Raw genomic sequence first — 24,720 nt, 5'->3', positions numbered from 1 at the left:
ACCCTCCGCGCTTTCTACTGTCGTCCCATGAGCTTTCGATCCATCACTCTTCCCGGACGGCGGACCTAGTGCGCGACACCACCGGCGGTGCGCCGAGCGCTGTGGGGCAGGCCGCTGTGGGGCAGGCCGCTGTGGGGCAGGCCGCCTGGGGGCGGGCCGCTACGGGGCGGGCGGCCGCGAGACAGATCGCGGCGGCGGCGTTCACCGCGCTGCGCGACGACCTCGTCCGCCACGCCCTCGCCCGGCGGCCCCTGCCGGCGCTCTCCGAGTCGCCCGCACTCGACCGCGCCCGGCGCCCGCTGCCGCGGGGCCTGCGCGACGCCGTCCGCTGGGCACCCCACCTGGCGGTGTGCGCCGTCGCGGTCCTGGCCATGGCGGCGCGGTCCTGGGTGTCCCCCTTCACCGGAATGGCGGCAGGCCTGCTGGTGGGGATCCCCGTCGCGCTGACGCTGCTGATGCCGGTGGCGGCCTGGTGGCTGACCCTGCTCTCGTGCCTGGCCGCGACGGTCGATCTGACGGGCCTCGGCGACCTGCGGCCGTCCGTCCTGTTCGTGACCGGCCCGCTGGTACTGGTGGTGTGCACACTGCGGCTGCGGCCCTGGGCGGCGGTGTGGATGTGGCTGATCAGCGCGGTCGTCTTCGTCGAGTTCGGAGCGCTCACGGGCGACGGCCTCCGGGATTCGCGTCTCGCCTTCGGTATCGCACTGGTCGTCGCCGTGCTGCTGAGCGGCTGGTCGCGGGCCGGCGCGCGGGCCTCGGAACAGGCGTCGGCCGCCGAGGACGAGCGGGGCCGCCGCGCCCGGCTGGAGGAGCGTACGACCATCGCCAGGGAGCTCCACGATGTCGTCGCGCATCACATGTCGGCCGTCGCGATCCAGGCCGAGGCGGCACAGTACCGGGTGCAGGACCCGCCGCCCGAACTCGCGGAGGCGCTCGCGGCGGTACGCGGGAACGCCGTCGCCGCCCTCGCCGAACTGCGCCGCGTCCTGGGCGTCATCCGCGCGGACACACCGCACAACGGGCTCGCCGGGCGGGCCCTGCCCCCACAGCCCACCCTCTCCGGCCTGGGCCGGCTGATCGACGCGGTGCGCGTCTCGGGGGCGCCGGTGGCGAAGACGGTCACCGGGAACGTACGTGAACTGGCCCCCGGCGTCGAGCTGTCGGCCTACCGGATCGTCCAGGAAGCGCTGAGCAACGCCATGCGTCACGCACCCGGCGCGGAGGTCCGCGTGGAGCTCTCCTACGTGGCGACCGGTCTCGGTGTGCGTGTGGTCAACGGATCCGCCACGCAGCAGGCCGGGGCATCGCCCGGAGCCGGACACGGACTCCTCGGCATGCGCGAAAGAGTCGCCATGCTCGAAGGACGACTGACGGCACGGCGGACCGCCGGGGGCGGCTTCGAGGTCAGCGCGTTCCTGCCCGATGTGCCGCCCGCCGACGGGAAAGAGATCGGGAACGAGATCGGGAACGGGAACAACGGGAACGGGAACAACGGGAACGGGAACAACGGGAACGGGAACAACGGGAACGGGAACCAGGATGTCTGAGCGGCCGGCTGTGCGGGTCCTGGTCGTGGACGACCAGATCATCGTGCGTGAGGGGTTCTCCGTCGTGTTGGCGGCGCAACCGGGGATCGAGATCGTCGGCGCCGCGGCGGACGGCCGCGAGGCCCTCGTCAAAGTCGATGAACTCCGCCCGGATGTCGTCCTCATGGACGTCCGGATGCCCGAGATGGACGGTCTGGAGGCCACCTACGAGATCACCGCCAGGACACCCGACACCAAGGTGTTGATCCTCACCACCTACGACCTGGACGAGTACGTCTACGAGGCGCTCTGTGCCGGAGCGAGCGGATTCCTGCTGAAGGACGCCTCGGCACGCCAACTCGCCGAAGGCATACGGGTGGTGGCCGCGGGCGACTCGCTGCTCGCTCCCTCCGCCACCCGTCGGCTGATCACGGAGTTCACCCGCCTGCACCACACCACCACCGGCATCGGCACCGGCCCGCGCCCCCCGGCCAGGACCGGCGTCGCCGGCCTGACGGAACGGGAGACGGAGGTCCTGGCACTGATCGCGCAGGGTCTGTCGAACGGGGAGATCGCCGGCCATCTGTTCGTCACCGAATCCACCGTCAAAACGCATGTCAGCAAGATGCTCGTGAAGCTGGGCCTGCGGGACCGCACCCAGGCGGCGATCTTCGCCCATGAGAACGGGGTGGTGGTCACCGCGAGCGCGAACGGGCGCCGTCGATGATCTGAGCCCGCGCCCGCCCGTCTGCCGCTCTCGTATCCGGCACGCATCCGCCCCGCGCCCCCGCACCTCACCCATTCCTCTCGCCCGCGCACCCTCTCCCGGGCCAACTCCCTACCCCCGTCCGCCCTTTTCCCTCCGCTCCTGTCCCTCCGCATCTCTCACGAAAGACACCGCAATGCCGAAGAAGACCGAGGCGTCCCTGACCGCCGACCGCTCCGCCCTCTCCCACCGCGTCGGCTACGCCCTGCGCAACCCCGCTCGCATCGCCCCGTACGTACGACGCTCCCTGCGGGACAAGTGGCTGAGCCACAAGCACCCCGGCCACGTCGACTACTACCGCGCGGTGATGGCCTCCGACACCAGCCGCAACCCCGAGGCGGCCGTCGGCAGCCGGACCCATGAACGCTGGCTGGCGCTCGGCGAGATGCAGTTCGGCTATCTCGCCGAACACGGTCTGAGCCCGCGCCACCGCATGCTGGACATCGGCTGCGGCAATCTGCGCGCCGGCTGGCGCTTCATCGACTACCTGGACGCCGGAAACTACTACGGCATCGACATCTCGCCCGACATCCTCATCGCGGCCAAGCGGACCCTCACGACCTACCACCTCCAGGACAAGCTTCCGCATCTCACCATCACCGAGAACCTGTCCCTGGACTTCCTGCCCCAGGAGCACTTCGATGTGGTCCACGCGCACAGCGTCTTCTCGCACTCACCGATCGAGGTCATCGACGAGTGTCTCGCGCACGTGGGCCGCATCCTGGCGCCCGGCGGGTTCTTCGACTTCACCTTCGACCGCACGGAGGGCGCCGAACACCAGGTGCTGCGCGAGGACTTCTACTACCGTACGGAGACCTTGATCGCCCTGGCCCGCGCGCACGGGCTCGCCGCCGGCTTCATGGACGACTGGGAGAAGCGACCGCACGGCCAGTCCAAGATCCGCGTCTCCGCGCCCGGTCACACCGCGGGGGCCGGCCGGCGCCTGTGACCCGGCCGCGCGCCCACGGCGGCCGGTTGGTCCAGACCTATTGACGGTAGGTCTGGACCACTCTACGGTTCCCCCAACTACCCGGCGTACGTTCCCGGTCCGCCGCACCGACGCGGTCGCGGGCGGGCATGGTCGGAAGGGGCACAGCATGATCCGCCGAATATCGCGCGTGCTGGGGGTCGGCCTCGCCATGGCCTTCGTCATGCAGACGCTGGTCGCCGCGGCGGCGCCCGGCGCGGCGCCGGCCGCCGACACCTGTGCGGTCAAGTCGAAACCCACCGGCAAGGTGCTCCAGGGGTACTGGGAGAACTGGGACGGCGCGGCGAACGGCGTACATCCGCCGCTCGGCTGGATCCCGATCACGGACTCCCGTATCCGCGAACACGGTTACAACGTGATCAACGCGGCGTTCCCGGTCATACGCTCGGACGGCACCGTCCTGTGGGAGGACGGCATGGACGCGACCGTGAAGGTCGCGACCCCGGCCGAGATGTGCCAGGCCAAGGCCTCCGGTCTCACGACCCTGATGTCCATCGGCGGAGCGGCGGCCGGGATCGATCTCAGCTCCAGCGCCGTCGCCGACCGGTTCATCGCGACTGTGGTACCGATCCTGAAGAAGTACAACTTCGACGGCATCGACATCGACATCGAGACCGGGCTCGTCGGCAGTGGCAACATCAACACACTGTCGGCCTCGCAGTCCAACCTCATCCGCATCATCGACGGCGTACTGGCCCGGATGCCCTCGAACTTCGGCCTGACGATGGCGCCCGAGACGGCGTATGTCACCGGGGGCAGTGTGGTGTACGGCTCGATCTGGGGCGCGTACCTGCCCATCGTGAAGAAGTACGCCGACAACGGCCGCCTCTGGTGGCTCAACATGCAGTACTACAACGGCAGCATGTACGGATGCTCCGGCGACTCGTACTCCGCCGGCACGGTCCAGGGGTTCACCGCGCAGACGGACTGCCTGAACAGGGGCCTGGTCGTCCAGGGCACCACGATCAAGGTCCCCTACGACAAGCAGGTGCCGGGACTCCCGGCCCAGCCGGGCGCCGGTGGCGGCTATATGGCGCCGAACCTGGTCTCGCAGGCCTGGAACACCTACGGCAACGGGCTGAAGGGCCTGATGACCTGGTCGCTCAACTGGGACGGGTCGAAGGGCTGGACCTTCGGGAACAACGTCAAGGCGCTCCAGGGCCGCTGAGCCACCACGGTGTCCCTGGTACGCGAATGACCAGGTCGGAGGGGATCGGTCCGTTCGAGGACCGGTCCCCTCGTCGCTACCGTCCCGATCTCGCCGACCACGGTCATGGGCTGGGCGTCGGGGGGCACCGGGGGCGGCCGGGGCGATCGCGAACGCCGTTCTCCACACCACCGGCACACGCGTCCGGGACCTTCCCGTCACCCTGGACAAACTCCTCTGAGCGAGGGGGCGGATGGAGCGAGGGCCGCGGTGTGTGCGCCGGGGCAGGCGCACGCCGGTGGGTCAGGCCGCAGGGTCGGCGGTGTCACCGTGCAGATGCCGGTGATAGGCAGGTCCGCCGGGGACCAGGGCGGCCACCGCGTCCTGGGACGGTCCCGCGGCGTTTTCCCGCCGGGCCTGCTCGGCGGAGTCGGCCGTCAGGGTCTGCCACCGCCGGGACTGACTGTTGACGAGCGCCAGCAGCGGGAGGAACGGGGTCGCACTCGATACGGGAATGCCCAGACTGTCGGCCAGCGCGTCACCGAAAGACCGCCGCAGCAGGCCGTGGATGAGGTCTTCCAGCGCGGGCCTTGGCATCAGCGGCCTGGGGCCTCCGGCCAGGGCGTCGACCTGCGCGCCGATCATCGCGGTCGTCAGCGCACGGGAGTTGTCGTCGGGCGGTGCCGTGGTGGAGTCCAGGAGGTCCAGCAGTACCCGGGCGCTCCTCGCGTCGACGGCCTCGGCGTAGAAGCTCTCCTCCAGCCCCAGCAGATGGGCCACGTAGGACCAATACGCGTACAGATCCCGGTCCTCGGCCCCGGTCAGCTCGATCCCCGCGGTGGCCAGGGCGTGGAAGGGTGTCAGTGTGAAATCCAGCCAGGTGCGGGCCACGTCCACCTGACTGATCGGTGTGCCCCACTCCGCGCTGTCCCAGCCGTGCTGGAGCGCGGCCATCCGCATCCGGGCGTGCAGCAGCCGGACCTGCACGGTGGCGATGTAGCCAGGAGCCCCCCGCAGGAGGCCGCCCGGTGCGGTGGCCTGCCGCACCCACATGCCCGTCTCCACCAGACGCCGCGGCGCCATGGTGGTCAGCTTGCCGGTCTGGACCAGCAGCCGGGCGATGGCCGGAGAGGAGTACGTGTGCACCAGCGCACTGCTCATCCCGCACAGCTGGAACCACAGCGGGGGTACGGAGATGGTCGCCCTTTCCCCACGGCTCAGCATCGCGGGGTCCACCCACGAAGGAACGGCCTCCACCTGCCGCAGCAACGCCGCGATGGCGGCGGGAGGGTGTGGGCCCAGACTCTCCAGACCGTCGGTGAGCCCCGCGTTGAGCAGCCGGCGCCCCTCCTTGCCGAGCCGGTCCAGCTCGGCGATGACAGCGTCCGCCAGGGGATCGCCGACCATGAGCTTCCGCGCCAGCTGATCGATCCGGCCGCCGTGGGCGGCACGCGCCGTCTCCAGATCGACCATCCGCTCCGGGACGACGGTGTTTGGTTCTGCGCTCGGCATGATGTGCTCGCCTCCGCTTCACAGGCCGCTCGGCGCAGGGCCGAACGGAACAACGGGCAGGGAAACGCCGGATACCGGAGGCCGGACCGGCCCGGGGCCGCCTGACATGCGGCTCGGTGCGGAAAGGGGGCGTCAACGAGTGATGTCGAGCACCGCCGATTCGCTCATCCCGATGATCTGACACCTGTCAGAGTACTGCTGTTCTGACACCCGTCAAGTGGAGTGCCCGCTAGTGCGGGGATGACTTCCGCGGGAGGTGACAGGCTCGACCCGCGTGTGCCGTGCGTGACGGCTGATCCGGTGCCGCTGCGGTGCGGTTGCGGTAGCCTGACGGGCGTCAAGTCGGATTCGCGCGGGCTGTGTCGCGTCCCCCGGGCCCGGTCGCGGTAATCCGCCCACGGCCCGATGGGCGCGACGGGTGCCCCCGCGCGGCTGCTGGACGAGTGATGTCGGAGCGGAACCGAGGGAGGACCGTGACTGCCAGGTCGGCGTCGCCACCCCGGCGGCCGGGCCCCCGGGGCGCGGACATGCCGGCGGTGCCGGAGGAGCGCGACATCCTGCTGCGCGGACTGGAGACGTTCGCGGAGCTGGGCTACGACCGTACGTCGGCCCGTGAGCTCGCCAGGCGGCTGGGAGTCAGTCACAACTTCATCAACGACCGGTACGGCTCGAAGGCCGCGTTCTGGCGCGCCGTCGTCGATTTCGCGCTCGGCTCGCAGATGAGCCGGCTGGGCCAGGCCGCCCCCGACGCCGACGACGCCGAACGGCTCCGTCGGCTCATCACCGACTTCTACCGTACTTCGGTGGACACACCCTGCCTGGGGCAGCTGTGCGTGGACGAGTTCTCCCGCGATACCGAGCGGCTGGACTACCTCTACGAGCGCTACGTCGCACCCACGCTGGCTCTGATCACCCCAAGCGTCGAGGCCCTCATCGCATCGGGACGCATGGCACCGGTCCCCATCGACATGCTCTTTTTCGCGCTCGTCAGTCCCGCGTCCGGTCTGGTGCAACTGCCTCTCGCCCAGCGCCTCGGCCGCCCGGAGTCCATGTCGCTGCAGGAACGAATCGCCACGGCTGAGCGGTTGGCGTCTCTGGTGGTCGACGGACTGCTGTCGACAGGAAGCCGGCACAACGCCTGATCCTCGATCCGCTGACCATGTCTTCCGTATGCCGGGGGAACCTCGGGTAGCGGATATCCACCGCACCGGATCGGCGCCGGCTGCGATGACCCGGGCCGCGTGTTGGCTTCAATGGCCCAGGCCCTGTGTGGTTATATCGCGACACCGAAGGTGATGACGAGGGCAACCAGCCGGCATTCCCGCCGTCATCGGGCGACGGTCCTCACCGGCGGCGCACTCACCTGGTCCGCACCTTCTGTTTCAGCCCCTCACCTTTCCGAGCGCGTGAGTGGCAGGAAGGTCAATCCCGGTCATTCGAGCCCAGTCGTTCGAGCGGGTCGGAACTCCGATGCCGGGTGATGGCGGACACCCACTCCACAGTGAAGGAATACGTTTCCATGACAGATGGCAACGAAAATGTGCGTGCGGGACGACCACGCGGGAACTTGAACAGGCGACGCCTTATTCAAGGGACAGCGGGAACCTTCGGTGCCGCTCTGGCATCCGCCGGCATCTACAAGATGATCGACGCCATGGTAAAACCGCCGGACAGGCCCACTGTCGCCGACAGCCGGCCCATCCAGGAACAGTACATCCTGCAGAACGAGCAGGTGGTGATGGTCGATGGCTCGGGCGTGAAGAGCAGCAAGGGAACGATCGCGGTCCGGGTGCCGGCCCTGCACGACCACGTCATTACGGCAAGGCTGAATGTGCCGGCGAACGCCAAGGCGTTGCAGGAGGCGCAGCACCATCTTGAGTCCGCGCTCCTGGGGCTGGAACGCCAATTCCCGCTCACTCCCACAGGCGTGGGCACCACGATCGCCTGGGGACTTCCCTACTTCCACCACTACGTCCCGACCCTGGGCAGGACATCGGGCTTCTTCAAGGCGGGAACGACTTACCCGGCGTATCTGCCGGTCGATGTGAAGACCTCCAAGACGCAGGGACGTACCGTATACGCGCTGCAGGAGGCCATGACGTTCCCCAGCGACGAGCCCCCGTCCGGCTTCGGGCCGGTCCGCTTGGAACAGAATGACGTGGCCGTGCTCCTCCGCAGTGACTCGCTCGCCAATATCGCGGAAGCCATGAACGCCATCTTCGGGCATGGAGGCGACCAGGCGGGCAGCCTGTTCAAGGTGACGAGCATTCGCCAGGGCTTCTCCGGGGGCGGTTTCTACGGGCAGCAGGGCCTGCCGAGCAAGCTGGCGCTCGCGGCCGATATCCCCGGCGCACAGTCCATTCCCCGACAGGCTCAGGGATTCCTCGGCTTCGCCACCACTCTGGACTCGAATATGGGCCCCGGCGTCATCGCCAACCTGGAGACCCTGCCCGGTTTCACCGATCAGTGGCCCAACGGTTACTTCAAACAGGGCACCACCATGCATCTCTCGCACCTGTTCCAGGATCTGGTGACCTGGTACGACAAGAACTTCCCCCAGTACGCGGATCGCGTCCAGGCGATGCTCCATCCCGGCCTCTCGCCCGCGCCCGCGCCGGGTACGCTCGCCCTCCAGCCGCCCGGTCAAAGCGAGGCCGAAGTGGCGAAAGGCGTTCAGCGGTACCACGCCTACGGCCACACGGGGAGCATGTCGGAGGTGGACAGCACCACATCGGCGATGACCAGCAACTACGGGAAGGCGTACCCCACGGGGACGACCATCCCCGTGCGCGGCGACTTCGACACGCTGGACAATCCATTCCACTACACCTCCGATCCGACGGCAGACCACTACAGCAAGAAGCCGGCGGCCGGGTTGCACTTCATCCAGTTCCAGCCGACGACCGCGATCTTCAATCTCGTTCGGCTCTCGATGGACGGCCACTATCCCGACAAGACACTCCCTGTCGCACCGCGCAGCCCCCACGCCGGCATCAACTCGGTGCTGCACACGACCCACCGGCAGAACTATCTGGTTCCACCACGTCGCCATCGCTCCTTCCCACTCGCCGAGTTCCTCGTCTGACACGAGCGGCACGCCGCGCCCGCGGCCGCTCAGCCGGGTGGGACGGCCGGGTCGGTGATCCGGTATCCCACGCCGGGTGTGGTGGCGATGACCGGGGGCTCGCAGAGTTTGCGGCGCAGGCGGCTGATGGTCACTGTGACGGTGTTGGTGAACGGGTCGGCGTGTTCGTCCCAGACCTGTTCGAGGAGGTCCTCCGTGCTGAGGAAGGCGGGGCTCGCGTCCAGGAGGGCTTCCAGTACCGCGAACTCCTTGACGGAGAGGTCGAGTTGGCGGCCGTCGCGGTCGGCGGTGCGGCGTATCGGGCCGAGTTCGATGCCCGCCGTGCGCAGGGTGCGGGATCGGGCGGCGGGGCGGCGGCGGGCCAGGGCGCGGATGCGCAGGACGAGTTCGGGAAAGTGGAAGGGCTTGGCGAGGTAGTCGTCGGCGCCCAGGGTCAGGCCGCTGACACGGTCGCCGGGTGAGTCGGCGGCGGTCAGCATCAGGACCATCACGCGGCCGTCCCGCTCGGTGATCATCTGGCAGAGGGTGTCGCCGTGGATGCCTGGCAGGTCGCGGTCGAGCACCACGACGTCGTACGGATTGACGTCCAGTTTGGCCGAGGCGTCGAGCCCGTCGTGGGCCACGTCCACGGCCATGCCCTGGTCGCGCAGTCCCTCGGCGATGACGTCGGCGAGGGGGCGGGTGTCCTCGATCACCAGGACTCTCAACGCGCCACGCCCCTCTCCGTGTCGCGGGTCTCCGCCGTCGCCCCGATGTCCGTACGGGGGAGCGCGATGGTGACGCGCGGGCCGCCGTCGGGGCGGGCGTACAGGTCCAGCGTGCCATGGTGGGCCTCGGTGATGGCCGCGACGATGGAGAGGCCGAGGCCGCTGCCCCGGCCGGTGCCGGTCCGGTCGGCGCCAAGGCGGCGGAACGGCCGCGCGAACCGTCACTCGCCGCTGGTCGAGGACCGGTCCGCTGGACTCGACGACGAGGAACACCGCGCCCGCGTCGTCTCCTTCAGCCCGTACCGCGACACTGATCCAGCCCACGGGGTCGTTGTGCGCGATCGCGTTGTCGACCACGTTGTCGGCCACGCGACGCAGCAGCGTCCGGCTGCCCCACACCCACGCGGAGCCGTCGATCCGGTTCTCGCGCACGGTCAGGCCCTTGGCCGCGATGTCCTTCGCCCGTCCCGTCAGGGCGGTCAGCGCGAGTTGGCCGAGGGCGAGGCGCGCCCGGTCGGTGAACTCGCCGTGCCGACTGCGAGCCAGGACGAGGAAACTCTCCAGCGGCTGCGCGGGAGGGACGTATGAGTCTCCTGAGCGGCGCACGACTCACGGGCACGGCGGACGGCGCGTGGCGAGGGGACTTCGGCCGCGCCCTGCGCGCGGAGTGGGAGTGGACGAAGCCGCGCACCGCGGGGGAAACGGGGAGGCTGCTCCTGCTCGCCGTCGCGCTGACCGTGGCCGTGGGCTGCGGCACCGCCAAGGCGGTGAAGTGCCCGGACACGGGGTGCGGCCAGGACGCCGTCAAGCTCGCCCTGACCGGCGTCACCGTCGGGCAGGCGGTCATCGCCGTCTTCGCGGTGCTGGCAGTCAGCGGCGAGTACGGCACCGGGATGATCCGCACCACGCTCACGGCGGTGCCGAACCGGCTCACCGTCCTCACCGCCAAGGCGACGGTCCTCACCACGGTCGTCCTCGCCTCCGGGGCGGCTGCCGTCCTGGCCTCCCTCCTCGTCGGCCGCCACATCCTGCCCGGCAACGGATTCACCGAGGCACACGGCTATGCCCCGCTGTCCCTGGCCGACGGCCCGACCCTGCGCGCGGCCGTGGGCTCGGTCCTCTACCTCGCCCTGATCGCCCTGACCGGCCTCGGCGTGGCGACGGCGGTACGGGAGGCGGCGACCGCCATCGGGATCGTGCTCGGGCTGCTGTACCTCTTCCCGGTCGTCACCCAGGTGGTCCACGACCCGGAGTGGCAGCGCCACCTCCAGCAGATCGCGCCCATGACCGCCGGACTCGCGGTCCAGGCCACCGTCCATCTGGACGGACTCCCCATCGGCCCATGGGCCGGCCTGGGCGTGCTCGCGGCGTGGGCCGCGGCCGCGCTGCTGGTCGGCGGCCTGCTGCCGCACAGGCGCGACGCGTAGCCGGACCGAGCCGGCCGCGAGCGCGATGGCTCGGGCCCCGTCGCTTCCCGCCAACGTCAAGGCGGAGCAGGGCCGTTGACGCGGGGCGCGGGGCGCGGGGCGGGGGACGGAGACGGTCCAGGGCCGTTCCCCGTCAGTGGTGTGGTGGGTGTGTCCGGCGGTGGTGGCGTCGGTACGCCCATACGGCCAGCGCGAGGACGACCACCCCGGCGATCACGGCCCCGGCGATCTTCCCCACCTGTGACTCGATCCTGGTGAACGCGGCCCCGGCGAAGTAGCCGACCGCCGTACAGCTCACGCCCCAGCACAGCCCGCCCAGCGCGTTGAACAGCAGGAACCTCCGGTACGGCATGTCCGAGAGCCCCGCCAGCGCCGGCATCAGCGCGCGGAGGAAGGCGATGAAGCGGGCCAGGAACACCGCCGAGGCGCCGCGCACCCGGATCATCTCGCGCGCCCGTTCGACATGCTCCTGGCGCCTGCGCAGGCTCCGGGCCGACAGGATCCGGTCGCCGAAGTGGCGGCTCACCGCGTAGCCGGTGCTGTCGCCGAGGATCGCGGCGACCACCACGACCACCGTCAGCCACCACACCGACACCTCGCCCTGGGCGGCCAGCAGCCCGCCCAGTACGGCGGCTGTCTCACCGGGGAGCACGAAACCGAAGAAGAGGGCGTCCTCGCAGAACACGAGCGCGCCGACCACGGTGTAGACCACGGGGCCGGAGAGGCCGCCGAGCCAGTTGGTGATCGTATCCATCCGGCGCGTCCCTCCGATCCGCCGATACCGGGCGATACCGGCCGCATAGGCGATGATGACAGTGTGCGCGCGGTCGCGGGCGCAGCGCGCCGTACGCGTACTCGTCAAAGACGCCCACGGGCCGCCGCCCGGACCCCGGGCCGCACCGCCTCGCGTATCGACGAGGCGGTGCGGCGCGGGGCGGAGACGGGCAGGCGCGCGCTCGGCTCACCTGTCAGTGCTCACCGGCGGCCCCTCACCTGTAGGTCAGATCGGAGGCGCTGTACTTGCAGTACGTGCCGTCCGCGTCGGAGCCGTTCTTCGTCGGCTCGGCGCCGGTGTTGTTCCCGATGTACTTCTGGCACGGCACGATCTTCTTGCTGCTGTCCCCGACGATGGTGATACCGCGCAGGGTCAGTGAGTCGCCGTAGTTGGTGTTGATGCCACCGATGACACCGCCGGGTGCGGTGATCTCGGTGTTGGTCACATTGACCGTGCGCTTGTACTGACTTGAGCAGTTGCCGCAGGAGCGGACGAACGTCTTGAAGTCCTGGCCGGCGAAGTTGGAGATGTTCAGTGTGCCGCCGCCGTTGAACTGAAAGATCTTGTCCGCTGCCTTGCGGGCGCCACCGCCGCTGACGGTGTACGTCTCGCCGGTGCCGCGGAAGGTGGCCGCGTCCTCGCCGACGTCCTCCCACCACACGTTCTGGAGTGTGCAGCTTCCGGCGCAGTGGATGCCGTCGGCGGCGGGGGCACCGATGATGACGTTCTTCAGGGTCGCGCCGTCGGCGAGCCTGAAGATCGGGTCCTGGCCCTCGTTCTGGCCGCCGCTGCCCAGGTCACCGGTGCCGTAGTAGCGCTTCATCCCGCCGTCCACGGAACCGCTGACGGGCTTCGTGGCGCCGACGGCCTCGCTGCCGTTGGGCGACGGCCAGGTGGCGGCCGTGGCGGTGGGCAGCGTGAGTCCTGAGGAGAGTGTGGCGAGGAGAAGGGCGCCGGCGCCGAGGCCGCCGGCCATCACCCGCCGTTTCCCCGCGGTCAGGCGGGTGTTGTGCTGTCGTGTCATGAGGGGGCTCCTTCTGTCGGTGAACGGTGTGGACGGCTCTTTCGTGAACCACGGATTCGCGGACCGCGTGGACCGCTGATTCGTGCGGCGCTGCTTCACAAACCGCTGCTTCACAGACCGCTGCTTCACGAACAGCTGTTTCACGGAGTGGTGATGACCGGCCTGGGAGGCGTGGGCATCTTGTCGCCGATCGGGAAACTGGGATGCGGCGGCTGGTTGTAGGCGGTGTTCTGCCAGGCCAGTGCCGTCCGGTACATGCGGTCGTGCAGCAGTGTGGTGATCTTCCGGTCGGTCGCGTGCGGTGTGGAGTAGATACGCAGCGCCGTGTTGTCGGTGGTGGGCCAGATGACCTCCTCGCGCCAGTCGCCGAGGATGTCGCCGGAGAGCGACGGGGTGGCCTTGGTGCCGTTGTTGGAGTGCACCCCTGAAGCGGTCAGCAGCCGGCTGTCGGACGACGGGCCGTACTTGTCGACGCGGGTGCCGTCGAGCAGTTCGCGCACCGGATCGCCGTCCCACCACGCCAGGAAGTTGGCCGAGGACGGCTTGCGGCCCCTGGCGGTACCGGCCCTGTCGCGGATCGAACCGTCGGCCGCCGACCACATCTCGGCGCCGTCGCTGCCCGCCCAGATGTCCCCGGCCACGCCCCGGCCGTTGTCGCCGCCGGCCGCGGTCTGCCACAACACCTGGCCGGTCCTGGCGTCGGCGAAGTACGAGGAGGGCTTGGACGCGTCCTCGTCCACTTTGAAGTACTCAAGGCCCGGGCGGGACGGGTCGAGATCGCCGAGGTGGGCCGCGTCGCCGTGGCCGTTGCGCGTCGTCCACAGGCCGGAGCCGTTGTCGTCCACGGCCATCGAGCCGTACACGATCTCGTCCCTGCCGTCGCCGTCCACATCGCCGACCGTGAGGGCGTGGTTGCCCTGGCCGTCGTAGCCCTTGCCGCTGTTGGTGGAGCTGTTGGTGTCGAACGTCCATCTGCGGGTGAGCGAGCCGCCTCTGAAGTCCCAGGCGGAGATCACCGTACGGGTGTAGTACCCCCGCGCCATGATCAGGGAGGGGTTGGTCCCGTCCAGATAGGCGATCCCGGCCAGGAAACGGTCCACGCGGTTGCCGTAAGAGTCGCCCCAGGAGGCGACGGAACCGCGCGGCGGCACATGGTCGACCGTGCTCCGCGCGGCGCCCGTCCGCCCGTCGAACACCGTCAGGAACTCGGGCCCTTCGAGCACGTACCCACTGGAATTGCGGTGGTCGGCGGAGGCGTTGCCGATCGCCTTCCCCGTTCCGTCGACCGTGCCGTCGGCGGTCTTCATGGCGACCTCGGCCCGGCCGTCGCCGTCGTAGTCGAAGACCTGGAACTGCGTGTAGTGCGCGCCTGAGCGGATGTTGCGGCCCAGATCGATACGCCACAGCCGCTGGCCCTGGAGTGTGTAGCCGTCCACGATCGTGTTGCCGGTGACCCCGGACTGGGAGTTGTCCTTGGCGTTGGTGGGCTGCCACTTCAGGACGAGATCGAGATCGCCGTCCCCGTCGAGATCGCCGACCGACGCGTCGTTGGCCTCGTACGTGTAGTCCGGCCCCGCCGCCGGGACGGAGATCGGTACATCGAGATAGCCGGAGCGGAACTGGACCGCGCTGGGCGAGGCGGGCTGCTCCGCGCCGTTCACGAGCGCGCGCACCGTGTAGTCCGCCGAGTTGGGGGCGTCCTTGTGCAGATAGTTCGTGGTGGTGATCGGCGCGGCGTTGACCTTGACCGAGCCCCGGTAGAGGTTGAAGGACACGTTGTCCGCGTCGGTCGCCAGCCAGCGCCAGCTGACCAGGTTGTCATTGCCCGTGTGCACACTGACCAGACCGCGGTCGAGCCGCTCCAGCCGCGCGGCCGCCGCCACCGCCCGCTCACCGGGCCGCGCCACGCTCGGCGCGGGCGTCATCAGCCCGGCGAGGACCGCGCCGGCCACCGCGAGCACGCCCAGCGGCACCACTCCGAGGGGGAGAGGGCGTGGTGGCGGGGATCCCGAACGTGCTGGGTACGAGCCGACTCTGAACCGCACGAGTCCTCCAGAGGGGTGGGGGGTGTCTGTCCCTGCGTCCCCTGGTCGCCGCCCGTACGGAAAAGGTTGCCGCCCCTCGGCCCCGTCTTCGGCTCCGGCTCCGCCCCCGGAGCCGGAGCCTCGCGTGGAGCGGGTCTACTTCACGGGCCGCATGTCCGGTCCGTAGACCGTCCGGTAGTCCGGTACGACGACACGCGACGTGGGGCTCGCGGCGCGCACCCCGGCCACCAGACCCTCCAGATCCGCGCCGGGATCCCGCGGCGGCGGTCCGCTCAGGGGCACTTCGAAGTTGTCCCAGTGGACCGGTACGACGACGCCGGGCCCGCCGAGCGCCCGCATCAGCCGGGGAACGTACCGGTACGTCGCCGTGCTGGACGGGACCGCGACCATGGCGATGCCGGGCCGCAGCCCCGTCACCTCACGCTCGATGAAGTCGCTGCCGCCCATCAGGAAGACCGAGGGCCCGTTCCCGAACGTCACCTGGAAGGCGAGGGTGTTACCCTCCGGCAGCTCGGCGATGGTCGTCGGCGCGGTGGCGGGCGGGGCGTTGAGGGTGCCGGGGGAGAAGTAGGAGTGGTTCTTGTTGCGGCTGTGGACGGACGCCACGGCCTCGACGGTGTATCCGCCGAAGTCCAGCACCTCCCCGCCCCTGACCACGGAGAGCTGAGCCGGGTCGACGCCCAGCGAGCACAGCAGGTGGTACGTCGTCTCCGTACCGACGACCCGCGCCCCCGTCGTCTTCGCGAGATACGGGACATCGTTGAGATGGTCCCAGTGGCTGTGGCTGACCAGGATGACTTCGGGACGGCCGGCGTGCCGGTCGACGAGACCCTCGTCCGTCTCCAGCTCCGTGGCCGGGTCGAACGCGCCGTCGAACAGGCCGGTGGAGAAGCGGGTGACATACGGGTCGAAGAGCACGGTCCTGCCGTCGAGGTCCATGCGCCAGCCCGAGGTGCCGAGCCAGCGCCAGGACACCGAACCCGCCGTGCCTGACGTGCCGGACGTGCCGGACGCAGGGCGGGACATCGCGCCCGGCGGGGCCGCCGTGGTGCGCGCCGGGGACGCTGCCGACGCGGCCGTGGGCAGCGCCAGGCTGGCGGCCGTGCCGAGTACGGCGGTTCTCAGGACCGTACGACGGCCGGGCCGGGGCGTGCGCTGTGTGTGATCGGGGTTCATGACGGCAGGAGATCAGCGCGGACCCGCCGCCGTCCAAGACCTGAGCGGCGCATCTCCCCTATCCGATGACGTATGACCGCAGGTCACACGCGTGTACCCCACCCGCGCGCGGCCTTCACGTGAGGTCATTCGCGTCCTTCGCGTCCTCCGCGCAATGCCTCCACCGTGATCCGGGCCGCCGCGCCGATGGCCGAATCCACCGCGGTGCGGTGGGTGACCGGATCGCCGGTACGCGCGAAGACGGCGACCGCGTACCGCCCGCCGTCGGGGTAGTGGACGACACCGGCCTCGGCGTGCAGCCCCGGCAGCGTGCCCGTCTTGGCGGCGACCCGGACCTCGTCGGGGAAGCCCGAGACGAGCCGGTGCCGAAAGATCTGACGTCCCATCAATTCGCGTACCCGGGCGCAGGCTTCGGGCGGGCCCGCCTCGTCCTGCCAGATGAGCCGCAGCAGCCGGGTGATCTCGCGCGGGGTGCTCGCGCTCGTACGTTCCGGATCCAGCACGCTCAGCCCGCGCAGCCGCTCGGCCGACAGCGACGGATAGATGGCGGCGAACTCCCGCTCGTCGCGCGCCCCCACCTCCGCGAGCATCGTCTCCAGTATCTGGCGCGGCCCGCCCAGGATCCGGGTGCGGTGGAGCCCCAGCTCCTCGGCGAGCAGCCGGACCGTGTCCGTGCCGACCCGTGCCAGCAGCAGATCGGCCGCCGAGTTGTCGCTGACCGACATGGCGAAGTGGGCCAGATCGCGCAGCGATACCCCGATGTCGTCCAGACACCCCGCGGTGCCCCATCCGCCGAGCCGGTCGTCGGCCGTGACCCAAACCCGTTCCCTCGGGTCGAGTTGGCCCGCCGCCACCTGTCGCGCGAACTCCAGCACGAGCAGCACCTTGAACACGGACGCCAGCACGACCGGTTCGTCCGCACCGATCGCGACCTCGGCGCGGCCCGCCGAACCCGCCCCGCCCGGCGCCGAACCCGCCCCGCCCGGTGGCCTGTTCGGGACCGAAGGGCCCGGCCCGATCGCCACAGCGTGCAACCGCGCCTCCGCCCCCGCCGCCGCGAACACCGCTCCGACGCTCTCCTCGACCGGCATCCCGCTCGCCGCCCCCTCGCATAGGCTCATGGCGTGGATCTCCTGCGCCACCTCCGTATTTTCGCCGTCGTCGCCGAAGAACTGCACTTCAGCCGGGCCGCGGACATCCTGGGCATGGCCCAGCCACCGCTCAGCCAGGCGATCCGCCGGCTGGAGAAGGGCCGGGCCGCGGACATCCTGGGCATGGCCCAGCCACCGCTCAGCCAGGCGATCCGCCGGCTGGAGAAGGAGCTCGGCACGGAACTCTTCGACCGCTCACGACGCCAGGTCCGGCTGACGGCCGCGGGCACGGTCCTGCGGGAGGAGGCGCGGGAGCTGCTCGTACGGGAGGAGCGGCTGCGCGCGCTGGTGCGCCGCGCGGGGGAGGGCGATCCCGCCACACTGCGGGCGGGCGTCCCGCCGGGCACCCCGGCCTCCGTGCTGCACGCGCTGCTCGCGGCCTGCGCGGAGCGGGCGCCGGACCTCCGGGTCGACCTGCGGGAAGAGACGACGGACGAGCAGCTGCGGCTGCTCGCCTCCGGCCGGCTCGATGTGGGGCTGGTCCAGCAGCCGGCCGACACCACCGGTCTGGTCCCGGGGCCCGAGGTCTCCATGGAGCTGGGTGTGGTGCTGCCGCGTACCTCGCCGCTGGCCGGGGCGCCCGAGGTCGCGCTCGGGGAGCTGGCCGGCCACGACCTTGTGCTCTTCCCCCGGGCGACCGCCCCCGGCCGGTACGACAGCACGCTGGACAGCTGCCGCCGCGGCGGCTTCGTTCCGGCCCGGATACGGCACGCCCGTACCCCCGAGTTCCTGATCGGACTGGTGGCCGCGGGCCAGGGGATCGCCTTCGACGCCGGACCCGTGGCCCGCAAGGAGCCGCGCGTGGTCTGGCGGCCACTGGCAGGCCGCCCGCTCACCCAGCGGATCGTGGCCGTACGGCCCAGCCGGGCGGCCCACCCGGCGGCCCGGACCTTCGCGGAGCTGGCGGCGGGCGTGCTCGCCCGCGATTCCCCGCCCGCCGCGCGCCCAGCAGGGGAGTCCGGGGAGCGCGGGGAACCCGGAGCCCCCGGAGCCGCCGGACCCCCCGGAGAGACGTCCCACAGGGACCTCGGGGGCCCGAGAGATCCTCAGGACCCGGGGAACCCGCAGGACCGGCCCGGACCCCGGCCCTGGTCCGTCGTATACGGCTGATCAGGGCCGGGCCACGGCTGGGCCGGGCTGGGAAACGAGGGGCCCGGAAGCCCCGCGGCGCACGCCCCGGGGGGTGATCGTTCGCGGCTCTGCCCATGCTCCCGCGACCCCCTCCGGAGTACTGTGAAGAGATCGAGGGTATGTCGCCGTCGGCCGCTTTGCCGGGGGCGTCCTCGATGATGGACGAGGTCGGAGGCGCGGCCCTCCAGGAGCGTGATCGCCATGGTCAGGAGCGTGATCGCGATGATCGCGACTGACGCGGTGACCGTACGGACGCGGGTCCACGCGGACCGTGGAACGACTCCGTCCGCCGGGGCCCGGCGCGCCGCCACGAGGGAGACGGGTGGAGCAACGACGTATGTCCGTGGCAGATGACTCCGCGCAGAGCCCCGTCGGTGCGATCGGGCGGGTCACCGTTCCGATCCCGGCCGACGGCCCCGGCGAGGTGCTGGTGTCCGTACGGGGCGGATCCGAGGCCTACGCGGCCTGGGCGGACCACCCGATCGGCAGAAACCTCCGGGTGATCGTCGTCGATTCGATCTCGGCGCGTTCGGTGATCGTGGAGCCCTTTCCGTCCTGAACCCCTTCCTGAACACAGAGAAGCAGGCAGTTCGACAGGAGTACGCCCATGCTGTTCTGGCATGTTCCCGCGCCCAACGAGGCGATGCTCATATCCGGTTCCAAACGTCAGGCACAGGACACGCAGTTCCGGATCGTCACCGGGCACGGCAGTTTCGTCATGCCCGTCAAGCAGAAGGCCCGCATGCTGTCACTCGCGCTCCGGGAGGCGGAGATCGTCGAGGACTGTGTGACCCAGCAGGGCATCCGGCTCAAGGTCCGCGCGGTATCCGTGTTCAAGGTCGGCGACGACGCCGTGTCGATCGCCAACGCGGCCCGGCGCTTCCTGACGGAACAGGAACACATGGAAGAGCTGGTCGGCCGGATCTTCGCCGGTCACCTGCGCTCCATCATCGGCGGACTGACCGTGGAGCAGATCATCCGCGAGCGCGACCGGGTGGCCCAGGAGGTCAAGCAGGGCAGCCACAGCGAGATGGAGAAGCTCGGCATCGTCGTGGACGCCCTCCAGATCCAGGAGATCGAGGACGCGACCGGATACATCAGCAACCTGGCCGCCCCGCACGCCGCCGCCGTCGCGAGCCAGGCGCGTATCGCCCAGGCCAAGGCGGACCAGGAAGCCTCCGAACGCGAGCAGCAGGCCGCCGCGCTCAAGGCCGAGTACGAGCGGGACACCGCGATCAAGCGGGCCGGCTTCCTCGCCGAGACGGAGCAGGTCAACGCCCGTGCCGCGCAGGCCGGACCGCTCGCCGAGGCCAGGGCCTCGCAGGACACCATCGAGCAGCAGACGGCGCTGGCGGAGCGTCAGGCGCTCCTGGCCGCGCAGCGGCTGGAGGCCGAGGTCCGGCGCCCGGCGGACGCCGAGGCGTACCGGCAGCGGACGCTCGCGGAGGCGTCCCGCGACCGGGCGAAGTTCGAGGCGGACGGCAACGCGTACAGCGAGCGCGCGCTCGCCCAGGCCGAGGCCGACGCGAACACCGCCCGCGCGGCGTCCCTGAAGGACGGCAACCAGGAACTGATCGCGGCCAACCGCGTCGTGGAGAACCTGCCGGCCCTGGCCGACGCGGCCGCCCGGGGCATGTCGGGTGCGAACCTCACCGTCCTGAACGGCACCGACGGCGTCAACGACATGGCGGCGGGTCTGGTGGGCCAGGGCATGGCGATCCTGAACTCGCTCAAGGATTCATCCGCCGGTACCAAGGACTCCGGCGCGACCCCCGGAGTGAACCGGAAGCCCGCGCTCCGCGTGACCGAGTCCACGTGACACCGGTCCGCGTGACCGAGTCCACGTGACGCCGAGCCGCGTGACCGAGTCCACGTGACACCGTCCCGCGTCATCGAGTCCGCGTAGCGCCGAGCCGCGTCACGGGGTCCACGTGACGCCGAGCCCGCCCGACAGGACCCCGGACCGGTTCCAGGATCAGCTCCTGGGACCGGTCCGGGGCTCTGTCTGCGGACGGTCGTCGGACGACGCGTCCTCGGCGAGGCGCTTGATCGCCGAGAGCCGGGAGTCCCAGTCCGCGGCGACCCGGTCCATCCACCGGGCGGTGACACTGAGCCGCGCGGGGCGCACCGCGTACCGCGCCTCCCGGCCCGCCCGGTGGGCGGCGACCAGACCGGCCCGGTCGAGGACCGCGAGATGTTTGACGATCGCCTGGCGGCTGACCGGCAGTTCCCCGGCCAGGACCGTGGCCGTCGCCTCGCCGTGCGCGGCGAGGGCGTCGAGTATCCGGCGCCGGGTCGGATCCGCCAGCGCGGTCAGGACCTCCGCCACGGTGTCCCGGTCGGCTTCTGCCGTCATGCGTCGAGTCGCTCCACGTAATCCCGGATGGTGACGACCATCTCCGTCCAGCCGTCCGTGTGGCTTTCCTTCGAGGCGACGTCCTTCCTGTCCTCCGGGATCACGATATCGGCGAAGCCGGTCTCGACCACACGCAGCCTGGTTCCGTCGCCCTCCGGGGCGAGCGTGAACTCCACGAGGGTCGAGTTGCCCTCGTCGGCCTGGCGGCCGGGGTACGCGCTCGCCCAGCGGTACGAGAAGTAGTGCGGCGGATCGACCTTCACGATCGTCGTCGGGAACTGGCCGTACTGACCGTGGTCCAGGTGCATGACGCCGCCCGGCCGCAGGTCGATGGGGGCGGGCGGGCCCTGGCCGAACCACTTCCCGACATGCTCCGGTTCTGTCAGCACCGCCCAGACGCGTTCCACGGGCGCCGCGATGGTGATCTCGCGTTCGATGCGGTCATCTTCGACGCGGTCATCGGATGTGGACATGAGGGAAACCTTCCGCTGCTCGGAACTAACGTGCAACTCGATGGTTGCACCAATCCCCTCAATGGTGCAACCCAAGGGTTGCGCGATATGAGTCAGTGGCCGCGTGAGGCCGCCATGCCGATCGTGATCAGCGCCAGCACCACCCAGCCGAACCACAGCCAGCCGTTGCTGCCGAGCGCCGCGGTGTAGCCCGTCACGACGACCAGCGCGCCGACGGTCACCACACCCATGGTCTTGGTGGATCCGGACATGTGCGTCCTCCTCCTGGCCGGGGCCATGACGCTTATCGTCGCCCGGGACCAGGGGTTCGCGCTACTGCCCCCGGGCCTGGAGTGAGGCCAGATAGGCGTTGTACGCCGCCAGTTCCTTGTCACCGTCCCGGTCGGCGGCCCGGTCCGAGCGCTTCGCCTGCCGCTGCTCCGAGCGGTACCACTGGAAGACCAGCGCGATCAGGACCAGCACCGACGGGATCTCGCTGAACGCCCAGGCGATCCCGCCCGCCGCGTTCTGATCGGTCAGCGCCTCGATCCCGAGCGAGGCCGGGGGATCGCGGTACGCGTCGACCATCGGCTCGCTCGCCATCATCAGCGCGATCCCGAAGAACGCGTGGAACGGCATCCCGGCGAACAGCTCCAGCATCCGCATCACATAACCGGGCCGGTGCGGACCCGGGTCGACGCCCATGATCGGCCAGAAGAAGACCAGTCCGACCGCGAGGAAGTGGACCATCATCGCGATGTGCCCGGTCTTGGACTCCATCAGGAAGTCGAAGAGCGGCGTGAAGTACAGCCCGTACAGGCTCGCGATGAAGAGCGGGATGGTGAAGGCGGGGTGCGTGACGATCCGTACGTACCGGCTGTGCAGCAGGGCCAGCAGCAGCTCGCGCGGGCCCTTGCGGCCGCGCCCGGCGACCGGCAGCGCGCGCAGCGTCAGCGTCACCGGGGCGCCGAGCAGCAGCAGGATCGGCGAGACCATGCTGATGATCATGTGCTGGACCATATGCACACTGAACATGACCATGCCGTAGTCGTTCAGCTTGGTGCACATCACCAGCGCCACGGTCAGCACACCCAGGACGAACGCGATCGTGCGGCCCACCGGCCAGCTGTCGCCGCGCCGCCGGAGCCTCAGCACGCCGGCGCCGTACAGGACCAGTCCCAGCAGACAGCCGATCAGGAAAAAGAGGTCCGGGGAGAACTCCAGCGCCCGTCCCAGCGTGAACGGCGGCAGATCCATGGTCATGCCGTGCCCGCTGTGGTCCATCCGTCTGCTCCCGGAATCGCGTCGATTGTCCGCACCAGACTAGAACCGCCCCCGGTCGCGGCTGCGACCGGGGGCGGTTCATCGCGGATCCCGGCGGTCCACCGGGATCCAGGCGGGTCATCGGAGCCCGTCGCGGGAAATCCGCGGGAGAGCCGGGGGAAGCTCGCGCGGGATCAGAGCACGCACTCCGCCTCGGCGTACCGCTCCGCGGGCACCGTCTTGAGCGTCTCGACGGCCTCGCCCAGCGGCACCATCACGATGTCCGTGCCGCGCAGCGCCGTCAGCATCCCGAACTCGCCGCGGTGCGCGGCCTCGACGGCGTGCCAGCCGAAGCGGGTGGCCAGGACCCGGTCGTACGCCGTGGGGGTGCCACCGCGCTGGACATGGCCGAGTATCACCGGCCTGGCCTCCTTGCCGAGGCGCTCCTCCAGCTCGATCGAGAGCTGCCTGGCCACGCCCGCGAAGCGCTCGTGGCCGTAGATGTCCTTGCCGCCCACGTCGAACTCCATCGAGCCCTCGCGCGGCTTCGCGCCCTCCGCGACCACCACGATCGCGAACCGCTTGCCCGCCGAGAAGCGCTTGCCGACCAGCTCGGTCAACTCGCCTATGTCGAAGGGCCGCTCGGGTACGACGATGGCGTGGGCGCCCGCGGCCATCCCTGAGTGCAGGGCGATCCAGCCGGTGTGCCGCCCCATGACCTCGACGATGAGCACGCGCTGATGGGACTCGGCGGTGGTCTTCAGCCGGTCGAGCGCCTCGGTGGCGACCCCGACGGCCGTGTCGAAGCCGAAGGTCACATCGGTCGAGGCGATGTCGTTGTCGATGGTCTTCGGCACGCCGACGATCGGCAGCCCGGCCTCGGACAGCAGATGGGCGGCCTTGAGGGTGCCCTCACCGCCGATCGGGATGATCGCGTCGATACCCAGGTCGGCCACGTGACCCCGGGCGCGCTCCACGCCGTCCCGCAGATGCGCGGGCTGCACCCGGGACGAGCCCAGGATCGTGCCGCCGCGGGCGAGGATGCCCGCGACCGCGTCCAGATCGAGCTTGCGGTAGTCGCCTTCCAGAAGGCCCTTCCAGCCGTCATGGAAACCGATCACCTCGTCGCCGTGGTCGACGACGGCGCGGTGCACGACGGACCTGATCACGGCGTTGAGGCCGGGGCAGTCGCCGCCTGAGGTGAGCACACCAATTCGCATTGCCCGCAATACCTTCGCTTCGTGGGCCGACGGCCGGACCCCATCGTCCGGCCAGGTCGCCGCCACCCTACCGGCGGGCGGTGGCGGGACCGAAACCCGGCGTCCGCCTGCTGGACAGGGCGCTCCGGCAACCACGCCGGCAGCCCTGCCGGCAACGCCGCCCACCATGTCGGCAGCCCCGCCGGCGGCTCGGCCGGGGGCGGGGGCCTTCAGGGCCTCCGAACGGCGTCAGGCGGGCTGGATCGCCGCGGCGACCCGCTCGGCGCGCAGCGCCTCGTACCAGCGGTCGTCGGTCGGCGGCAGCGCGTTCACATCGAGGGCCAGCTTCAGCAGCAGGTCCGCGATCTGCGGATTGCGGGCCATCACAGGACCGTGCATGTACGTACCGAAGACCGTCCCGTTGTACGCGCCCTCCGTGCCGTCGCCCGTGCCGTTGCCGCGCCCGAGCCGTACCCGCGCGAACGGCCGGGCCGACGGACCCAGGTGCGTGACGCCCTGGTGGTTCTCGAACCCCGTCAGCTGAGGCAGGTTCAGCTGCGGGTCGATGTCGGCCAGCACGTCACCGACGCACCGGGCTCCCTCGCCACGGGTGGAGACCACGTCGAGCAGCCCGAGACCGGCCTCGCGCTCGCCCAGATCGTTGACGAACTCGTGCCCGAGGATCTGGTAGCCGGCGCAGACCGAGAACACGATCGCGCCGTTCGAGACGGCCCGGCTGAGCCCGCCGTCGCGGCGCAGCCGCTCCGCGGCCAGCCGCTGCGGCCGGTCCTCACCGCCGCCGATCAGATAGATGTCGCCCGAAGTCGGCACCGGCTGGTCGCTCCGTACGTCGACGCGGGTGACGTTCAGACGGCGCTGGCGGGCCCGGCGCTCCACCACCAGGGCGTTGCCCTGGTCCCCGTAGGTGCTCAGCAGGTCGGGGTAGATCCACACCAGACGCAGGCTGTTGTCGCTCATTCTCGCTCGTCC

Annotated in this window: 23 protein-coding genes; 10 read left to right on the top strand and 13 right to left on the bottom strand. The window is 70.4% G+C overall.

What is annotated here, in order from left to right; genetic code table 11:
• The first annotated feature begins 68 nt into the window (after positions 1-68).
• The 4 genes from ACZ7LS_RS28770 (at position 69) to ACZ7LS_RS28755 (ending at position 4,448) form a co-directional block, all read left to right on the top strand.
• Positions 69-1,547 carry a sensor histidine kinase gene (locus ACZ7LS_RS28770; RefSeq protein ID WP_385133972.1) on the top strand — a complete coding sequence of 493 codons (1,479 nt, stop codon included), beginning with the start codon at positions 69-71 and terminating at the stop codon, positions 1,545-1,547.
• Positions 1,540-2,253 carry a response regulator gene (locus ACZ7LS_RS28765; RefSeq protein ID WP_385133969.1) on the top strand — a complete coding sequence of 238 codons (714 nt, stop codon included), beginning with the start codon at positions 1,540-1,542 and terminating at the stop codon, positions 2,251-2,253. Before ACZ7LS_RS28770 ends, ACZ7LS_RS28765 begins: the two co-directional genes overlap by 8 nt.
• 175 nt (positions 2,254-2,428) lie before the next feature.
• Complete coding sequence (locus tag ACZ7LS_RS28760) at positions 2,429-3,241, top strand: class I SAM-dependent methyltransferase (RefSeq protein WP_385133966.1); 813 nt, start codon at positions 2,429-2,431, stop codon at positions 3,239-3,241.
• Positions 3,242-3,389: 148 nt separating this feature from the next.
• Complete coding sequence (locus ACZ7LS_RS28755) at positions 3,390-4,448, top strand: chitinase (RefSeq protein ID WP_382526094.1); 1,059 nt, start codon at positions 3,390-3,392, stop codon at positions 4,446-4,448.
• Positions 4,449-4,730: 282 nt separating this feature from the next.
• Here ACZ7LS_RS28755 and ACZ7LS_RS28750 read toward each other — a convergent pair whose 3' ends face one another.
• Positions 4,731-5,939 (bottom strand): oxygenase MpaB family protein, encoded by a 1,209-nt coding sequence (locus tag ACZ7LS_RS28750; RefSeq protein ID WP_382526092.1) that lies wholly within the window; start codon positions 5,937-5,939, stop codon positions 4,731-4,733.
• A gap of 473 nt (positions 5,940-6,412) precedes the next feature.
• On the opposite strand from ACZ7LS_RS28750, the gene ACZ7LS_RS28745 reads away from it, so the two are divergent.
• Complete coding sequence (locus ACZ7LS_RS28745) at positions 6,413-7,081, top strand: TetR/AcrR family transcriptional regulator (RefSeq protein ID WP_382526090.1); 669 nt, start codon at positions 6,413-6,415, stop codon at positions 7,079-7,081.
• Positions 7,082-7,458: 377 nt separating this feature from the next.
• Entirely contained in the window at positions 7,459-9,024 is a 1,566-nt protein-coding gene (locus ACZ7LS_RS28740) for a DUF7405 family protein (RefSeq protein WP_382672276.1), read from the top strand.
• A 29-nt stretch (positions 9,025-9,053) separates the two neighbouring features.
• Here ACZ7LS_RS28740 and ACZ7LS_RS28735 read toward each other — a convergent pair whose 3' ends face one another.
• Positions 9,054-9,731 carry a response regulator transcription factor gene (locus ACZ7LS_RS28735; protein WP_385134059.1) on the bottom strand — a complete coding sequence of 226 codons (678 nt, stop codon included), beginning with the start codon at positions 9,729-9,731 and terminating at the stop codon, positions 9,054-9,056.
• Positions 9,732-10,315: 584 nt separating this feature from the next.
• Between ACZ7LS_RS28735 and ACZ7LS_RS28730 the strand changes: the two genes are divergently transcribed.
• Positions 10,316-11,158: an ABC transporter permease subunit gene (locus ACZ7LS_RS28730; protein ID WP_385133963.1), complete on the top strand. Its 843-nt coding sequence runs from the start codon at positions 10,316-10,318 to the stop codon at positions 11,156-11,158.
• 133 nt (positions 11,159-11,291) lie between these two features.
• On the opposite strand, the gene ACZ7LS_RS28725 is transcribed toward ACZ7LS_RS28730, so the two are convergent.
• The 5 genes from ACZ7LS_RS28725 to ACZ7LS_RS28705 form a co-directional block, all read right to left on the bottom strand.
• Positions 11,292-11,912 (bottom strand): DedA family protein, encoded by a 621-nt coding sequence (locus ACZ7LS_RS28725; protein ID WP_382526083.1) that lies wholly within the window; start codon positions 11,910-11,912, stop codon positions 11,292-11,294.
• A 235-nt stretch (positions 11,913-12,147) separates the two neighbouring features.
• Positions 12,148-12,957: a pectate lyase gene (locus ACZ7LS_RS28720; RefSeq protein ID WP_385133960.1), complete on the bottom strand. Its 810-nt coding sequence runs from the start codon at positions 12,955-12,957 to the stop codon at positions 12,148-12,150.
• A gap of 140 nt (positions 12,958-13,097) precedes the next feature.
• Positions 13,098-14,882 (bottom strand): rhamnogalacturonan lyase, encoded by a 1,785-nt coding sequence (locus ACZ7LS_RS28715; RefSeq protein ID WP_385134056.1) that lies wholly within the window; start codon positions 14,880-14,882, stop codon positions 13,098-13,100.
• Between the two features lie 255 nt (positions 14,883-15,137).
• Positions 15,138-16,178 (bottom strand): MBL fold metallo-hydrolase, encoded by a 1,041-nt coding sequence (locus tag ACZ7LS_RS28710; RefSeq protein WP_385133958.1) that lies wholly within the window; start codon positions 16,176-16,178, stop codon positions 15,138-15,140.
• A gap of 125 nt (positions 16,179-16,303) precedes the next feature.
• Positions 16,304-17,299, bottom strand: a complete 996-nt coding sequence (locus tag ACZ7LS_RS28705; RefSeq protein WP_385133955.1) for a serine hydrolase — start codon at positions 17,297-17,299, stop codon at positions 16,304-16,306.
• A gap of 3 nt (positions 17,300-17,302) precedes the next feature.
• Between ACZ7LS_RS28705 and ACZ7LS_RS28700 the strand changes: the two genes are divergently transcribed.
• From ACZ7LS_RS28700 to ACZ7LS_RS28690, 3 genes are all read left to right on the top strand, one after another.
• Positions 17,303-18,439: a LysR family transcriptional regulator gene (locus ACZ7LS_RS28700; RefSeq protein WP_385133952.1), complete on the top strand. Its 1,137-nt coding sequence runs from the start codon at positions 17,303-17,305 to the stop codon at positions 18,437-18,439.
• Positions 18,440-18,797: 358 nt separating this feature from the next.
• The gene (locus tag ACZ7LS_RS28695; protein ID WP_240045635.1) at positions 18,798-19,019 is read left to right on the top strand and encodes a hypothetical protein; all 222 of its coding nucleotides are present in this window, start codon (positions 18,798-18,800) and stop codon (positions 19,017-19,019) included.
• A 48-nt stretch (positions 19,020-19,067) separates the two neighbouring features.
• Positions 19,068-20,279: an SPFH domain-containing protein gene (locus tag ACZ7LS_RS28690; RefSeq protein WP_382672253.1), complete on the top strand. Its 1,212-nt coding sequence runs from the start codon at positions 19,068-19,070 to the stop codon at positions 20,277-20,279.
• Positions 20,280-20,435: 156 nt separating this feature from the next.
• Here ACZ7LS_RS28690 and ACZ7LS_RS28685 read toward each other — a convergent pair whose 3' ends face one another.
• From ACZ7LS_RS28685 to ACZ7LS_RS28660, 6 genes are all read right to left on the bottom strand, one after another.
• Complete coding sequence (locus ACZ7LS_RS28685; RefSeq protein WP_385133949.1) at positions 20,436-20,816, bottom strand: ArsR/SmtB family transcription factor; 381 nt, start codon at positions 20,814-20,816, stop codon at positions 20,436-20,438.
• A complete protein-coding gene (locus tag ACZ7LS_RS28680; protein ID WP_382672248.1) occupies positions 20,813-21,289 on the bottom strand; it encodes an SRPBCC family protein in 477 nt (158 codons plus the stop codon). Before ACZ7LS_RS28680 ends, ACZ7LS_RS28685 begins: the two co-directional genes overlap by 4 nt.
• A gap of 92 nt (positions 21,290-21,381) precedes the next feature.
• On the bottom strand, positions 21,382-21,540 hold the full coding sequence (locus ACZ7LS_RS28675; protein WP_030349777.1) for a hypothetical protein: 159 nt from the start codon (positions 21,538-21,540) through the stop codon (positions 21,382-21,384).
• Between the two features lie 61 nt (positions 21,541-21,601).
• Positions 21,602-22,552: a cytochrome c oxidase assembly protein gene (locus ACZ7LS_RS28670; protein WP_382526069.1), complete on the bottom strand. Its 951-nt coding sequence runs from the start codon at positions 22,550-22,552 to the stop codon at positions 21,602-21,604.
• 173 nt (positions 22,553-22,725) lie between these two features.
• Positions 22,726-23,751 (bottom strand): 6-phosphofructokinase, encoded by a 1,026-nt coding sequence (locus ACZ7LS_RS28665; protein ID WP_129769269.1) that lies wholly within the window; start codon positions 23,749-23,751, stop codon positions 22,726-22,728.
• 228 nt (positions 23,752-23,979) lie between these two features.
• The gene (locus tag ACZ7LS_RS28660; RefSeq protein ID WP_129769270.1) at positions 23,980-24,708 is read right to left on the bottom strand and encodes a type 1 glutamine amidotransferase; all 729 of its coding nucleotides are present in this window, start codon (positions 24,706-24,708) and stop codon (positions 23,980-23,982) included.
• Positions 24,709-24,720: the final 12 nt, after the last annotated feature.

Source organism: Streptomyces sp. NPDC039430 (assembly GCF_055639435.1).
This window is presented reverse-complemented; position numbering and strand designations above follow the sequence as displayed.

Bases quoted from the DNA above. Each gene is read 5' to 3' on its own strand.
- ACZ7LS_RS28765 (WP_385133969.1), top strand. From the start codon at position 1,540: ATGTCTGAGCGGCCGGCTGTGCGGGTCCTGGTCGTGGACGACCAGATC.
- ACZ7LS_RS28760 (WP_385133966.1), top strand. From the start codon at position 2,429: ATGCCGAAGAAGACCGAGGCGTCCCTGACCGCCGACCGCTCCGCCCTC.
- ACZ7LS_RS28755 (WP_382526094.1), top strand. From the start codon at position 3,390: ATGATCCGCCGAATATCGCGCGTGCTGGGGGTCGGCCTCGCCATGGCC.
- ACZ7LS_RS28750 (WP_382526092.1), bottom strand. From the start codon at position 5,939: ATGCCGAGCGCAGAACCAAACACCGTCGTCCCGGAGCGGATGGTCGAT.
- ACZ7LS_RS28740 (WP_382672276.1), top strand. From the start codon at position 7,459: ATGACAGATGGCAACGAAAATGTGCGTGCGGGACGACCACGCGGGAAC.
- ACZ7LS_RS28730 (WP_385133963.1), top strand. From the start codon at position 10,316: ATGAGTCTCCTGAGCGGCGCACGACTCACGGGCACGGCGGACGGCGCG.
- ACZ7LS_RS28725 (WP_382526083.1), bottom strand. From the start codon at position 11,912: ATGGATACGATCACCAACTGGCTCGGCGGCCTCTCCGGCCCCGTGGTC.
- ACZ7LS_RS28720 (WP_385133960.1), bottom strand. From the start codon at position 12,957: ATGACACGACAGCACAACACCCGCCTGACCGCGGGGAAACGGCGGGTG.
- ACZ7LS_RS28715 (WP_385134056.1), bottom strand. From the start codon at position 14,882: ATGACGCCCGCGCCGAGCGTGGCGCGGCCCGGTGAGCGGGCGGTGGCG.
- ACZ7LS_RS28710 (WP_385133958.1), bottom strand. From the start codon at position 16,178: ATGAACCCCGATCACACACAGCGCACGCCCCGGCCCGGCCGTCGTACG.
- ACZ7LS_RS28705 (WP_385133955.1), bottom strand. From the start codon at position 17,299: ATGAGCCTATGCGAGGGGGCGGCGAGCGGGATGCCGGTCGAGGAGAGC.
- ACZ7LS_RS28695 (WP_240045635.1), top strand. From the start codon at position 18,798: ATGTCCGTGGCAGATGACTCCGCGCAGAGCCCCGTCGGTGCGATCGGG.
- ACZ7LS_RS28690 (WP_382672253.1), top strand. From the start codon at position 19,068: ATGCTGTTCTGGCATGTTCCCGCGCCCAACGAGGCGATGCTCATATCC.
- ACZ7LS_RS28685 (WP_385133949.1), bottom strand. From the start codon at position 20,816: ATGACGGCAGAAGCCGACCGGGACACCGTGGCGGAGGTCCTGACCGCG.
- ACZ7LS_RS28680 (WP_382672248.1), bottom strand. From the start codon at position 21,289: ATGTCCACATCCGATGACCGCGTCGAAGATGACCGCATCGAACGCGAG.
- ACZ7LS_RS28675 (WP_030349777.1), bottom strand. From the start codon at position 21,540: ATGTCCGGATCCACCAAGACCATGGGTGTGGTGACCGTCGGCGCGCTG.
- ACZ7LS_RS28670 (WP_382526069.1), bottom strand. From the start codon at position 22,552: ATGGACCACAGCGGGCACGGCATGACCATGGATCTGCCGCCGTTCACG.
- ACZ7LS_RS28665 (WP_129769269.1), bottom strand. From the start codon at position 23,751: ATGCGAATTGGTGTGCTCACCTCAGGCGGCGACTGCCCCGGCCTCAAC.
- ACZ7LS_RS28660 (WP_129769270.1), bottom strand. From the start codon at position 24,708: ATGAGCGACAACAGCCTGCGTCTGGTGTGGATCTACCCCGACCTGCTG.